Source organism: Piscinibacter gummiphilus, assembly GCF_032681285.1.
Lineage (GTDB): Bacteria > Pseudomonadota > Gammaproteobacteria > Burkholderiales > Burkholderiaceae_C > Rhizobacter > Rhizobacter gummiphilus_A.
This window is the reverse complement of sequence record NZ_CP136336.1, coordinates 2551720-2565418: the sequence shown is the minus strand read 5'-3', so window position 1 is coordinate 2565418 and position 13699 is coordinate 2551720. Positions and strand designations below refer to the sequence as shown.

The 13699-nt window shown below is 65.5% G+C and carries 14 protein-coding genes; 5 read left to right on the top strand and 9 right to left on the bottom strand.

Annotation, left to right across the window (positions count from 1 at the left end; genetic code table 11):
- Window positions 1–97: 97 nt before the first annotated feature.
- From RXV79_RS12025 to RXV79_RS11990, 8 genes are all read right to left on the bottom strand, one after another.
- Complete coding sequence (locus RXV79_RS12025; protein ID WP_316703647.1) at window positions 98–871, bottom strand: DUF1828 domain-containing protein; 774 nt, start codon at window positions 869–871, stop codon at window positions 98–100.
- Window positions 868–1386, bottom strand: a complete 519-nt coding sequence (locus tag RXV79_RS12020; RefSeq protein ID WP_316703646.1) for a hypothetical protein — start codon at window positions 1384–1386, stop codon at window positions 868–870. The genes RXV79_RS12025 and RXV79_RS12020 overlap by 4 nt, the downstream gene beginning before the upstream one ends.
- A 42-nt stretch (window positions 1387–1428) precedes the next feature.
- A complete protein-coding gene (locus RXV79_RS12015) occupies window positions 1429–1785 on the bottom strand; it encodes a hypothetical protein (protein ID WP_316703645.1) in 357 nt (118 codons plus the stop codon).
- A gap of 139 nt (window positions 1786–1924) precedes the next feature.
- Window positions 1925–2929, bottom strand: coding sequence for a hypothetical protein (locus tag RXV79_RS12010; RefSeq protein ID WP_316703644.1), 1005 nt, complete (start codon window positions 2927–2929; stop codon window positions 1925–1927).
- A 363-nt stretch (window positions 2930–3292) separates the two neighbouring features.
- Window positions 3293–4507 carry a branched-chain amino acid ABC transporter substrate-binding protein gene (locus tag RXV79_RS12005; protein ID WP_316703643.1) on the bottom strand — a complete coding sequence of 405 codons (1215 nt, stop codon included), beginning with the start codon at window positions 4505–4507 and terminating at the stop codon, window positions 3293–3295.
- 148 nt (window positions 4508–4655) lie between these two features.
- The gene (locus RXV79_RS12000) at window positions 4656–5117 is read right to left on the bottom strand and encodes a hypothetical protein (protein ID WP_316703642.1); all 462 of its coding nucleotides are present in this window, start codon (window positions 5115–5117) and stop codon (window positions 4656–4658) included.
- Window positions 5114–5557 (bottom strand): DNA polymerase III subunit chi, encoded by a 444-nt coding sequence (locus tag RXV79_RS11995; RefSeq protein WP_316703641.1) that lies wholly within the window; start codon window positions 5555–5557, stop codon window positions 5114–5116. The genes RXV79_RS12000 and RXV79_RS11995 overlap by 4 nt, the downstream gene beginning before the upstream one ends.
- Window positions 5558–5572: 15 nt before the next feature.
- A complete protein-coding gene (locus RXV79_RS11990; protein WP_316703640.1) occupies window positions 5573–7042 on the bottom strand; it encodes a leucyl aminopeptidase in 1470 nt (489 codons plus the stop codon).
- A gap of 29 nt (window positions 7043–7071) precedes the next feature.
- Between RXV79_RS11990 and lptF the strand changes: the two genes are divergently transcribed.
- The 5 genes from lptF to RXV79_RS11965 are packed head-to-tail and all read left to right on the top strand — an operon-like array spanning window position 7072 to window position 11822.
- The gene (lptF, locus tag RXV79_RS11985) at window positions 7072–8169 is read left to right on the top strand and encodes an LPS export ABC transporter permease LptF (protein ID WP_316703639.1); all 1098 of its coding nucleotides are present in this window, start codon (window positions 7072–7074) and stop codon (window positions 8167–8169) included.
- Entirely contained in the window at window positions 8166–9278 is a 1113-nt protein-coding gene (gene lptG / locus RXV79_RS11980) for an LPS export ABC transporter permease LptG (protein WP_316703638.1), read from the top strand. Before lptF ends, lptG begins: the two co-directional genes overlap by 4 nt.
- Window positions 9275–9646, top strand: a complete 372-nt coding sequence (locus tag RXV79_RS11975; RefSeq protein ID WP_316703637.1) for a sirohydrochlorin chelatase — start codon at window positions 9275–9277, stop codon at window positions 9644–9646. The genes lptG and RXV79_RS11975 overlap by 4 nt, the downstream gene beginning before the upstream one ends.
- 47 nt (window positions 9647–9693) lie before the next feature.
- Window positions 9694–10653 carry a CysB family HTH-type transcriptional regulator gene (locus RXV79_RS11970; RefSeq protein ID WP_316703636.1) on the top strand — a complete coding sequence of 320 codons (960 nt, stop codon included), beginning with the start codon at window positions 9694–9696 and terminating at the stop codon, window positions 10651–10653.
- Window positions 10650–11822, top strand: coding sequence for a pyridoxal phosphate-dependent aminotransferase (locus tag RXV79_RS11965; RefSeq protein WP_316703635.1), 1173 nt, complete (start codon window positions 10650–10652; stop codon window positions 11820–11822). The genes RXV79_RS11970 and RXV79_RS11965 overlap by 4 nt, the downstream gene beginning before the upstream one ends.
- Here RXV79_RS11965 and RXV79_RS11960 read toward each other — a convergent pair.
- Window positions 11800–13659, bottom strand: coding sequence for a type IV pilus assembly protein FimV (locus tag RXV79_RS11960; RefSeq protein ID WP_316703634.1), 1860 nt, complete (start codon window positions 13657–13659; stop codon window positions 11800–11802). The genes RXV79_RS11965 and RXV79_RS11960 overlap by 23 nt on opposite strands.
- Window positions 13660–13699: the final 40 nt, after the last annotated feature.

The window sequence follows — 13699 nt, the reverse complement described above, 5'->3', positions numbered from 1 at the left end:
GCGGGCTGCGGTGCTATCGCACTGGGGTGGGCACCCGAAAGGGCGTGAAAAAGCCCGCTCGCGGCGGGCTTGGTGGGCGGATGGGCGGGCTCGGTGCCTAGGCTGCGATGCGCGCTCGCACCTTTCGGGCTAAGGCGTCTGTTTCGTCTAGGCTGGTGACGACGTCGTTTGCTGCATTGATGAGGCGCTTCCGGTCGCCTTTCGACAAAGCTTCCAGATCCGCCGCCACCACGAGCGAATTGAAGGCGTGATGAGATTGCTGCAGATGCTGGAGGATGATGGTCGCCAGCTTCGCCTTGTCGTTGGTCGGGACGCCAAAGACGTACAAGGGCAGCCCCTCGGTCAAGAACGCGAAGTCAACCGGGTAGCTTGCTGCGTCCGCAATCTGTGGCACGACGTAGTTGCGCTCAAGGCGAACACCTCCGGCAAGCGCATTCAGACGCTGCGCTAGGTCTTCGTAGAAGGTTGTCGCGACCCTAGACTTGTTCCAGAGCTGCACGTCGCGCAGCCTGAGAACTGCTTGGCCCATCTGCATCATTGCGAGGCCCAAGCCTCCCTCAGGAACCCTTGCGAGCAACTCGCCATCCTCTAGCGACACGTCTGCGCTGCCCAGGATCGATTCGACCACTCGCGCGCGCTGGCCATCTTCAAGCAAATCGGTGTCCATGCCGTAGGACATGCGCATGAGTGTTGTGCCAAGGTCGCGCACAACCCAGCCGCCCGGCTCGGGTTGGACCCACAGCGTGACGTGATCGCCATCGCCTTCAATCATTGGCAAAGACACGCGCAAGCCGGCATCGTCGTTGGAGACGTCTGCGCTGGCGCACCATTGCTGACAAAGCAGGTGCTGGAGTTCGGTGGGCGAGTTCACGACGGGTCAAACAGGTCTGGCGTCGATCTTACGGAGCCATCTGGGTCATCCTTCAAGATGCCCCTGATGTTGCAGTCTTTGACTAGGCAGCGCAATGCCGTCTCGACGTCCAAGTAGCGGTCCGTTTCCTCGGCATAGCCTTCCGCATCGGCGCCAGATTCCATGTACCGCTGGGTGGCACGGTGAATGTGCGCCACATTGCGAAGGCAGTTCTTCTCGATACGATTCGTGTGAAGGTGCCCGCCCGCGTTGTAGCGGCAAAGCGTGATGCTGCGCTTTGGCAGCAATGCTTGCAGGCCAGCGGAGAAAGAGACCCGCGGGTATCGCGTATTCCACGAGACAAAGACTCGGAAGCGAATTGCCGGGTTGCCATCGCTCACGCACTCGTATTGGCGCTCAGTGAACTTTCCCTTCGCGTGCTCTCTTGACGAGGACACCCTCGTCTTCGGACTGGTTCGGAGCCAGTCGAGCACTTGATCCGTCGGGCTCTCTGGCACGCTGTTCACATCGAACATACCGCCTCCTCTAGCCGCTGCCTCCCGCGGCCGGCTCGTCGACTACGGAAATTGCTTTGTCGGTGGATAGCCGTTCTTCTCTCTCAGCTCGTTGAAGGCGGCCTTCAATCGGCCATCGCGGACACCAAGCCAGATTCCCTTCGAGTGAAAGGACTGCAAAGCGACGATGCGCCCCGACTGCGCCTCGATGAACTGGAATTGGAATGAATGCAGATACTGTGTGAGGTCCCAGCCAGTTTCGTAGCTGAACTTCACGATCAGGTCAGTCTCTTTGGGGTCGGAGAACGGCTTCCCGACGACGACCATTCCCATGTCGGTGAGCTCGGCAAACAGCGCTGGATAGATCGCCCACTTGTCCTCTGCGGGCTGCTCAATGAAGACCTGCTTGTAGCTCTTCAAGTTCGCGCCAGGCGACACTTGGCTTTGCGTCGATGCGCAGCCCGTAACCAGCGCCAGCAAGGCCGCTGAAGCCCAAATCCAAACTACTCGCAACATTCCAGTGCTCCCATGTTGTCTCGAGCTAGTCCCCTCGATGAGGCTACGGTTTAGCGCTAGCACTACCTTTGATGATCTCAAGCACCTTGGTACTTGTGTCCGCCGCCGGCTCCGAAGTTTCAAGGTATCCGCTCGGTGATGCTGCGAATATCGATCGCGTCGTTTCGATCAGGACGGCGTTTCGCGTTGCATCGTCGCTCGCAGCCTTGATGAAGGCTTGGAACGTCTTCAGCGAGTTCGCCCTGTGCCTGTTTGACGACGCTTGATGTTTGGTCGCTTTGTACAGTCGCCCGCACCAAATCGTCGCAGTTAGAAGCGCAACGAGCAGAACAATCTTTGAGGTCATGAACTGAAGTACTTGCGCATTTGTTGCGGCTGGGTCTACATGAAACAAGCCCGATCCGACTGCTACCGCCATAGTCGCGGCAGCGAAACCGCCGGTAGCCTTCAGCCACCCCTTCGCTTCGTCCTCAAGCGATGTGGCTTCACCCGCAAAGTCACTCGTGAACACGCCGACGCCAGCGCTTGCCGATGCCTCTCGAGCTGCAGTCACGATTCCCGCGATCTCAGTCTTCTTTTGCTCGACATCACCCTTCGCGTCATCGAGGATGTCTGATGCCTGACCAACAGCTGAGCTGAGCGCCTCAATGTTCTTTTGCACATCACCTTTCTGGTAAGCCAGAAAGGCGATCCAACTTTGAACCGTCATGAGAAGTTGCTCGGCTGCTCCATGTAGTGACTGGACCATTGAGTCACGCTGGCCAGCTGGGTTGGACATCTCCAAGCTGAAGCCTTTGATGGCGGCTACTGCATCGCGCACAACGCCGAGGACCTGAGTAAAGCTGTCCGCAACTGGTGGGGGCAGGATCTCGATCGGTAGCTCTTTCAGATGCTTGCACAGGCCAAAGATGAGTTCGAGGTCTGTTGTGGCACCTTCAAAGTTGATGCTGCCCCACTTTGCCGGCTGGCTTACCAGATCCCGAATCGGTGTATCGGTGATCACTCCCGCTAGTTCTGTGATTTGCTTTACTTGGGCTGCGCTGGCCATCGGTCCTCCGAATCCATCATGGCGGCGACGTCGCCGCTCCCTGTGGGCGACAGGTTAGCCGAGTCGAGCGACACAGGTCGGCCATGCCCCCCGCCGCGGGGGCGCGGAAAACCCGGGCTCAGTTGCGTCATCGCGACGATTCTTGAGACGACCGTGGTCGTGTGGCCACCTTTGGGCAGTCCACACCCGAGCCCATCTAAGGGCTCCGATGCGTGGGGTACGGATCGGGGTATGCGAATCCCTCAGGGCGGCCGGAATCAAGCATTGATGCGCCATAGCCGCTGACATGTGGACGCCGCCCTCCCGCCAGACATGAAAAAGGGCGCCTCGCGGCGCCCTTTTCTTTTGCCCTGAACTGAAAGCTCAGCGCACCACGGCGATCTGCTCGCGCTTCTCACCCTTGTAGGTGTAGAGCGTCAGCGCACCGTTCTTCACGTCGCCCTTCTCGTCGAACGAGATGGTGCCGGTCACGCCCTTGAAGTCGGCCGTCTTGGCCAGCTCGGGCAGGTACTTGGCGGGGTCGGCCGAGTCGGCCTTGACCATCGCGGCGACCATCACGTTCACGGCGTCGTACACATACGGTGCGTAGATCTGCACGTCGGTGTTGAACTTGGCCTTGAACTTGGTCTTGAACTCTTCCAGACCGGCCTTCTGTTCGCCTTCGACACCACCGGCCTCAGCGCACACCACTTGGCCATCAGCCATCGCACCGCCGGCCAGCTTGGGCAACTCGCCCGTGCAGATGCCGTCGCCGCCCATGAACTTGGCCTTGATGCCCAGCTGCTTGGCCTGGCGGATCATCGGGCCGGCCACCGCGTCCATGCCGCCGTAGAACACGACGTCGGGCTTGACGGCCTTCACTTTGGTCAGGATGGCGGTGAAGTCGGTTGCCTTGTCGGTGGTGAACTCATGAGCCGCGACCTTGCCGCCTGCGGCCGCCACGCCCTTCTCGAACTCTTCGGCCACACCCTGCCCGTAAGCGGTGCGGTCGTCGATCACGGCGATCGACTTGCCCTTGAGCTGGGCGATGGAGTACTTGCCGAGCGTGCCGCCGAGGTGCACGTCATCAGCCACCACGCGGAAGGTGGTCTTGAAGCCCTGGCGGGTGAACTTGGGGTTGGTCGCCGAGGGCGAGATCTGCGGAATGCCGGCGTCGCTGTAGATCTTGGAGGCCGGGATCGAGGTGCCGGAGTTCAGGTGGCCGACCACGCCGTTGACCTTGGAGTCGACCAGCTTCTGTGCCGCGGCCGTGCCTTGCTTGGGGTCGCCTGCGTCGTCTTCGGCGACCAGCTCGAACGTGACCTTCTTGCCGCCGATCGTCACGCCCTTGGCGTTCAGCTCGTCGATGGCCATGCGCGCGCCGTACTCGTTGTCCTTGCCGAGGTGGGCGATGGCGCCGCTGGTGGGTGCGACGTGGCCGATCTTGATCACCGACGAGTCGGTGGCGGCAGCGGCAGCGGGGGCCGAGGCGGGTGCCGACGCAGCCGGTGCGGCGGCTTCTTGCTTCTTGCCGCAGGCCGACAACATCACGAGGGCGACGGTGGCCATCGCGGAGAGCGCAAAGGTCGATCTCTTCATATAAGTGTTTCCTTGAGGGTTGGGAAAGCTGATGAGCAAAGCTTGTGCCTATGCCTGCTGTCTCAGACAGGCCGCCATGATCTCGAATCCCGGCGAAAAAGCAATACGAGGTGTTGCTCTAAAACACCCGCCACGCGGGCCTCTCGGCTCAGCGCTTTTGCAGCCGGTCGAGTTCGAGCGACACGGCCCGGGCGACCATCTCACGCAGGTTGGCAGCGAGCTGCGCGCGCATCTCACGCACCAGGCTGTCGGTCATCCGAGCAAGCACCGGCGAGAGCGACTCACGCAGGCGGTGCTCGAACATCAGGTCAAGCTGCTTGTCGAGATCGGCGAGCACGCGCTGCACCACTCGGGCCTCGTCGACGACAGCGGCCGGCGCTGACGGGGTAGGTAGCGGAGCCGGCGCCGGTGCCACGGCTGCAGCCGGCACCACCGCCGCTCGCTCAGGGCGGCCGAGCGGCGTGGGTGCCGTCGCAGCGAACGCAGGGTCGAGCGGCAGCGGCGGGAATTCATCGTCTTCGACCACGGGCTGCGTCTTGGGCAGCACCACGACCTCGGTGAGCACCGGGACACGCTGCGGCGGTTGTGGCGGCGGGGCGTTCGGCTTCACGGCTGCGCTTCCTGGGCGACATCGTGGCGGGTGATCTCATAGCCACGGTCGCTGTAGTGTTTCCAGCGGGCACGGCCGGCCTGGCGGTCTTCGCCGTCGTGCGAGACCAACTCGATCACGCGCGCGAAGCCCTCGAAGCCGTCGACCAGCTCGTTGCCGAGGTTGAGCAGCACCTCATGGTGGGGTGCTTCGCGCACCTGCTCGCTCAACCACACCGGGGTGTCGCGCAGGCGTGCCGCAGGCTCCTGGCCAGTCCGCGCATAAACGTGCGGCACGAAGTCGAGCGGCTCGAAGACCCAGAGTTGCTTGTCGAAGCGCGCGAGAACGTCTCCTGGTGCGCTGACCACCACTTTGGCGCCACGGCGCACCGCTTTGCGCAGCAGGCGGCACGCATAGGCCATGCGATCGGGCACATTGAAATGGAAGCTGACCTCGGTCACGGCTCGAACGAGACGTCAACCCGCCTGTCGCGAGGCAAACGCCAGCACGAAGTGCGTCAGCAAGGGCACCGGCCGGCCGGTCGAGCCCTTGGCCGTGCCGGACTTCCAGGCGGTGCCGGCGATGTCGAGGTGGGCCCAGCGGTACTTGCCGGTGAACTTCTTGAGGAACATCGCGGCAGTGATCGCACCGCCTTCGCGGGGGCCGACGTTGCCGATGTCGGCGAAGTTACTCTTCAAGCCTTCGGCGTATTCATCGTCGAGCGGCATGCGCCAGGCCGGGTCGAGCGCGGCGCGGCTGGCGGCGAGCAGGTCGTCGGCGAGCGCGTCGTCTGGCGAGAAAAGGCCGGTGTTGAGGTTGCCGAGCGCGACCACGCATGCGCCCGTGAGCGTGGCCACATCGACCACGGCGGCCGGCTTGAAGCGCTCGGCATAGGTGAGCGCATCGCACAGGATCAGCCGGCCTTCGGCATCGGTGTTCAGGATCTCGATGGTCTGACCCGACATGCTCGTGACGACGTCACCCGGCTTGATGGCGCGGCCGTCGGGCATGTTCTCGCAGGCCGGCACGATCACCACCAGGTTGAGCTTGGGCTTGAGTTCGGCGACAGCGCGCAGGGTGCCGAGCACACTCGCCGCGCCGCCCATGTCGAACTTCATCTCGTCCATGCCGGCCGCGGGCTTGATGGAAATGCCACCGGTGTCGAAGGTGATGCCCTTGCCCACGAGCACGACGGGCGCCTCGGTCTTGGCCGCGCCGTGGTAGCGGGCGACGATGAACTTCAAGGGCTCGTGCGAGCCCTGGGCCACCGCAAGGAAGGAGCCCATGCCGAGCTTCTCGACATCTTTCCGGTCGAGCACCTCGACCTTGAGTTCATGGGTGCGGCCGAGTTTCTTGGCCTGATCGGCCAGGTAGCTGGGCGTGCAGTGGTTGGCCGGGCGGTTGGCCAGGTTGCGGGCGAAGGTCACGCCGGCCGCGATGGCCTGGCCGCGCTCCAGGCCGGCCTGCACGGACTTGGCCTGGGCCTTGGTGCAGAGGAGCGTGAGCTTGTCGACCAGCGGGGCCGGCTGCGCGCTGGGCTTGGTGTCGCGGTACTGGTAGACCGCATCGGCAGTGGCGGTGGCCGCGGCTTCTGCATGCGCATCGTCGAGTTCTCCGCCGACGAGCGCGACCGCCACATGGCGCACGCCCAGGCCCTTGACCTGGCCCACGCCGGCCGCCACGGCCGACTTGAATTCCTTCACCCCACCCTTGCCGGCGGCCACGGCGACCACGCGCGCGGCCTTCACGCCGGCCGGGCGATGCAGGTAGAGCTTGTTGCCTGACTTGAGCTTCCAGTCTTGCTGGGCCAGCGCGTCGTTCAGCGGCGACGCGAGCTTCGCATCGAGCGACGCATCGACCGCCTCGCCCGCCACCACGAGCACCAGTGCATCGGCAGTGACGGAAGACAAGGCCGCAGCTGCGGCGATCTGATGACGGAAGTCCATAATGCGGCGGCCCTTTCAATGATCCAACGATGTTATTCGATTCCTCTCTGAGGCGAGACCTGTCGCGCTCCTTTGGCGCGACCCTTGTCGTGATCCTCACCATCGTCGTGACGATGATGCTGATCCGCACGCTCGGGCAGGCTGCGGTGGGCCGCATTTCGCCGCAAGACGTGGTGCTGCTGCTGGGCTATTTCGCCCTCGCCCACCTGCCGACGATGCTCGCCCTGTCGCTCTTCATCTCGGTCGTGGCCACGCTCGGGCGCATGTACCGCGAGAGCGAAATGGCCATCTGGTTTGCGAGCGGCGTGGGCCTGTCGCGCTTCGTGCGGCCGGTGCTGCGGGTGAGCTGGCCGGTGCTGCTCGTGGTGGCGCTGCTGGTGCTCTTCGTGTGGCCTTGGGTCAACCAGAAGAGCAACGAGATGCGCGAGCGCTTCGAGCAGCGCTCCGACCTGTCGCGGGTGGCGCCGGGCCAGTTCCAGACTTCGCGCGACGGGCAGCGCGTCTTCTTCATCGAGCGCACCACCGACAACGGCCGCGACGCGCGCAACGTTTTCATCCTCGCGCGCCACGGCGACAGCGAATCGGTCACCTCGGCCCGCAGCGGGCGCATCGAGAACACGCCGGAAGCCAACTTCCTGGTGCTCGACAACGGCCAGCGCAGCGAGCAGAACCTGAAGACGAACGAGAAGACCGCCTCACGCTTCGAGACCTATCGGGTGCAGGCCGGCGAGAAGGCTCTGAGCAACGTGGAGAAGCTCCCGCCCAAGGCGCAGCGCAGCGCCGACCTCGTGCGCGACACCGACGCCGCCGGCCGCGGCGAGCTGGCGTGGCGACTCGGGCTCGCGCTCGGCGCGGGGAACCTGCTGCTGCTGGGCATCGGCCTGTCGGCCACCTCGCCGCGCCGCGCGAGCAACTGGAATCTGCTCTTCGCGCTGCTGGCCTTCGTCGTCTACTACAACCTCATCAACCTGACCAAGGCGTGGGTGTCGAGCGGCAGGCTCGACATGGGCGCAGCGCTGGCGGTGATCCACGGCGGCGCCTTCGTGGCGGCGGTCGGGCTCATCTGGTGGCGCGACCACGGCACTCACCTGCAGTTGCGGCCGGCACGGAAGGCGGCCACGGCATGAGGACCGTCCGCCGACTGCTCTACCGCGACATCGTCTCGTCGGTGTTCTTCGTGGCGCTGGCCTTCCTGTCGCTCTTTTTCTTCATCGACTTCGTCGACGAGCTGGCCGACGTGGGCAAGGGCTACACCGCCTTCCATGCCGCGCTGCATTCGATCCTCGAGTTGCCAGGGCACCTGTATGAACTGGTGCCGATCGCGGTACTGATCGGCACCATCTATGCGCTCTCGCGCATGGCGCAGTCGTCGGAGTTCACCATCCTGCGCACCGGAGGCCTGGCGCCAGGCCGAGCGTTGACCCTGCTGGCCGGTCTCGGCGTGGCCTTCGCGGTGATGACCTTCGTGGTGGGCGACTACGTGGCGCCGCTCAGCGAGCGGGCCGCGACCCTGGTGCAGTCGCGCGCCAAGGGCGGCTTCAGCGTCGGCGGCTCGGGCGCGTGGCTGAAAGACAAGACCATGACGCCTCAAGGCGAGCGCTCGTACTCGATCAACGTCGAGCGCGCCAACTCGGGCGGGGAGCTGCTCAACGTGCGCGTCTTCGAGTTCGACCAGAACGGCCGCCTGCTGCGCCGCATTGGCGCGGCCAGCGGCATCGTCAGCAAGGATGGCGTCTGGTCGCTCGCCAACGTAACTCTCACCGACTGGAGCACCATCGACACCCCCGGCTTCCAGCCCAGCGTCACCGAAGAGAAGCGCGCCACCTACGACTGGGCGAGTTCGCTGCCCGCGAGTGTGGTGGCGGCGGCCGTGCTGTCCGAGAAGTCGATGTCGACGCTCGAACTCTTCCGCTACATCAACCACCTGGCCGACAACGAACAGGCCGCGCAGCGCTACGAGATCCGCTTCTGGAAGCGTGCGCTCTACCCGCTGGCCTGCCTGGTGATGATCGGCCTGGCCCTGCCCTTCGCCTACCTGCACAGCCGTGCCGGTGGCGTGAGCCTCAAGGTCTTCGGCGGGATCATGCTGGGCATCAGCTTCGTGCTGCTCAACAACGTGGCCCAGCACCTCGGGCTGCTGCGAGGCTGGACGCCATGGATCGTGGCGGCCACGCCCAGCCTGCTCTACCTGCTGTTGTCGATGGCCGCCTTCAGCTGGCTGGTGCGATACCGATGAGCACGCCCGGCCTGTTGCTCTTCGCCCACGGCGCACGCGACCCGAACTGGGCCCTGCCCTTCGAGGCCGTGGCCGCCCTCGTGCGCGCCCAACGCCCTGACATGCCGGTACAGCTGGCCTTCCTGGAGTTCATGAGCCCGCCGCTGCCCGAAGCGGGCGCACGGCTCGCCGCGCAAGGCTGCACCGAAGTGGCCGTGGTGCCGCTCTTCCTTGGGGCCGGTGGCCATGTGCGCAAAGACCTGCCCGCCCTGCTGGCCAGCCTGGCCGCGGCCTACCCACAGGTCAGCTGGTCGCTCCAGCCAGCCATTGGCGAGGTCGACAGCGTCGTCCAGGCCATGGCGGAGGCGGCCCTTCGTCTCGCTTCTTAATACATCGAGTGGAATAATCCGGGCAGCTCACATACTGCTCTGGATATATGAACCTCCACCAGTTCCGGTTTGTCCAAGAAGCGGTCCGGCGTGACCTCAATCTCACCGAGACCGCCAAGGCCCTGTTCACCTCGCAGCCCGGCATCTCGAAGGCGATCCTCGAACTCGAAGGCGAGCTGGGCGTCGACATCTTCGCCCGCCACGGCAAGCGCCTGCGCCGCGTGACCGAGCCCGGCCAGCACGTGCTGGCGAGCATCGAGATCATCATGCGCGAGGTCAACAACCTGAAGCGCATCGGCGAAGAGTTCTCCAAGCAGGACAGCGGCACGCTCTCCATCGCCACCACCCACAGCCAGGCGCGCTACTTCCTGCCCGAGCCGCTGGCCCAGTTGCGCAAGCGCTTCCCCAAGGTCAACATCAGCCTGCACCAGGGTTCGCCCGCGCAGGTGGCGCAGATGCTCCAGGAAGAGGTGGCCGACATCGGCATCGCCACCGAATCCATCGGCGATGTGGACGAGCTGGTTTCGCTGCCCTGCTACGAATGGCAGCATGCGGTGGTGATGCCGGCGAACCACCCGCTCGCGCAGCACGAGCGCCTGAGCCTGGAAGACCTGGCGCGCGAGCCGATCGTCACCTACCACCCGTCGTTCAGCGGGCGCACGCGGGTCGACCAGGCCTTCGCGGCGCGCCACCTCAAGCCCAACATCGTGCTGGAAGCCATTGACGCCGACGTCATCAAGACCTACGTGCGCCTCGGTCTCGGCGTAGGCATCGTGGCCGAGATCGCGGTGCGCGACGACCCGCCCGGAGGCGACCTGGTCTCGCGCCCGGTCGGGCACCTTTTCGGCCGCAGCATCACGCGCGTGGCCTTCAAGCGCGGAGCGTACCTGCGCAACTTCGTGTTCTCGTTTGCCGAGATGCTGTCAGAGCGGCTCAGCCGCGCCCTCATCACCAAGGCCATGTCGTCTCGCGAGGGCGGCACCGACACCAGCGACTACCAGCTATGAGCACCAGCTATTCCCCTCCTGCGATCACGAGTCGGCTGCCGAAGGTCGGCACCACCATCTTCACCGTGATGTCGGCCCTGGCGCAGCAGCACAACGCCGTCAACCTCGGCCAGGGCTTCCCCGATTTCGACTGCGACCCGCGCCTGCTCGATGCGGTGAATGCCGCGATGCGCCGCGGCCTCAACCAGTACCCGCCCATGGCCGGCGTGCTGCCGCTGCGTGAAGCGATTGCGCAGAAGCTCGCCCGGCTTTACGGCCATGCCTACGACCCGGTGAACGAGATCACCATCACGGCCGGGGCCACGCAGGCCATCCTCACCGCCATCCTCGCCATCGTGCACCCCGGCGACGAAGTCATCGTGCTCGACCCGAGCTACGACAGCTACGAACCCAACATCGAGCTGGCGGGCGGCCGCGCCGTGCACGTGCCGCTGACCCCACGCACATTCCGGCCCGACTTCGACCGCATCGCCGCAGCCATCGGCCCGCGCACCCGCGCGATCGTCATCAACACGCCGCACAACCCGAGTGCCACCGTCTGGTCGGCCGACGACATGCAGCGCCTCGCCGAGCTGCTGCGCCCGACCAACATCCTCGTGATCGCCGACGAGGTCTACGAGCACATGGTGTTCGATGGCGCGCAGCACGAGAGCGTGTCACGCAGCCCGGAGCTGGCGGCACGCAGTTTCGTGGTGTCGAGCTTTGGCAAGACCTACCACGTGACCGGCTGGAAGGTGGGCTACGTCGCCGCACCCGCACCGCTGATGGCCGAGTTCCGCAAGGTCCACCAGTTCAATGTGTTCACCGTCAACACGCCGGTGCAGCACGGCCTCGCCGACTACATGGCCGACCCCACGCCCTACGAGCAGTTGCCCGGCTTCTACCAACGCAAGCGCGACCTCTTCCGTGACGGCCTCGCATCGACCCGGCTCAAGCTGCTATCCACCACGGGCAGCTATTTCCAGAGCGTCGACTACTCCGAGGTGAGCGACCTGAGCGAAGAGGCGTTCTGCCGCTGGCTCACGAGCGAAGTGGGTGTGGCGGCGATTCCTCTGTCAGCCTTCTACCCGGGGGGCTTCGAGCAGAAGCTCGCGCGCTTCTGCTTCGCGAAGAAAGACGAAACGCTGAAGCTCGCACTGGAGCGGCTCAACGATCGCTTTGCTTCTTGATGTCGTTCTTGAACTCGTCCTTGAAGTCGAGGTCATCGAGCGTCAACGGCGGCCGGTCGCTCGACACGTCGAGGTCGAGCGAGAAGCTCGCTGGGGGCTCGGCGGCCTCGGGCGATGCCGGCACGCTGGTGACGGTCGAAACGGCTTGATCGCCGATCGGCAGCAGCAGGTCCACGCCTTCCACGTCCACGGCACGCTCGGCCAGGTCGCGCGCAGTGCTGTAGAGGAACAGCAGCTCGCGGTAGGCAGGCACGTCGAAGGTCGGACCGGCATCGCGGCGGAAGAGCGCAGTGTCTAGCAGCTCCATCGCCTGTGACGGGCGGCTCCATGCGTCTTGCAGGCGCTGCATCACCTCGGGGTAGCCCTCGAGGTTGAGGCCGGCTTCGGGGTCGACGTCCCACTCGGGCGCGTAGGCGTTGAAGCGGCGGTTGAAGCGTTCGCGGATGCGGTCGTAGGGCTCGCGCTCACCGCGGCGGCGGTAGATCTCCAGCAGCTTCAGGTAGGGCAGCGGGCTCACGCCGCCGGTGCTGCGCACATGGCCCATGAGCAGGTCGATGGCCGCTTCGTCCTGGCCCAGCACGACGAAGAACTCGGCCTGCTGCTCCAGGTCGATCAGCTCTTCGGCCGACATGGGCCGGCGCGGCTCGACCGCGGCATCGGGCTCCAAGGCTCGAACCGGCGCCGCGGGAGCGGGGGCCGGCGGCACGCTCTGGGCAGGCGGTGCGGAAGCCGGCAGGGGCGATGGCGCCGAGACGACGCCGGAGACGCTGGGCGCCTTGGTGGGGTCATCCAAGCCGTCGTCCAGAACGGAGGGCGCAGCCCCTGCCGCGCCCGGCTGCTCGGCCCACCATGCGGCGGCCGCGCGGTCACGCCGGCGCAGCCACCACATCGCCACCACGGCGCCGGTGAGCAGCAGGCAGAGAAACACCAGCAGGTACACCAGCGGGTTCGCGTAGCGGCCTGCTTCGGCTTCACGCACGCGCGCCTGCATCTGCTCGAGCGACTTCTGCGTGGCCTCGCCATCCACTCGCAACTTCTGCAGCGCGGTTTCCATGGCCTTCAGGCGCTCCAATTCCTCGCGTCTGCGCGCCACCTCCGGATCGACGTAGCGCGGGGTCGCCCCCGAGGCCGCGCCCTCCGGCGACAGGCTCAGCCGGGTCTCCATCTGCAGTTGCGGCAGGATCAGCGCATCGGCCTCGACCGGGTCCAGCCGCAGCACCGGCCCGCGCGGCTTGGCGACCGGGACTTTGGCGCGGTGCCGGTTGGTCGCGTCCGCCTCGGCAGCGTCTGGCGATGGAGTGCCCTGCGTCTCGGCACGCCGCGGGCGGGTGCGAGGAGCAGTCGTAGCCGGTGTCGGCGCCTGCGCGGCGGGCGGTACGGCAGACAGCACGGGCGACACCGCAGTCTCCGCTCGGTCCGCCTCCCAACGGTCTTGCGAGGGTGATGCCACGGCCACCGACCCCGGCGGATCGGCCAGCAGCGTGAAGTTGCGCGAGAGGCTCGACGGGCAGCCCAGCTGGAGGTGCACCGCCACGACGGGCTCGTCCACCGCCAGGGTGGTGGTCACGCGGATGCGGCGCTCGCCCGTGGTCGTCGCGGTCTCGAGCCGGGTGCGCACCACGTTGTCGGGCAGCACGCGGTCACCGAAGCTCACCTCGGCCTTGACGCACCGGGACTCGATGGTTTCCCCCGCATCGAGGCGCAGGCCAATGGTGAAGTTGAGCTGCTGCCCCAAAGCGGCCGTGGTGCCGACCTTGCCCAACCCCAGCGCCGTCGCGGCATCCGTGCCCAGCCCGAGGGCGAGCGACAGCGCGAGCGAGGTGACAAATCTCTGCATTCGTGGGGCGGCGGGGGTATCAAATCACTCTAGCATGAAG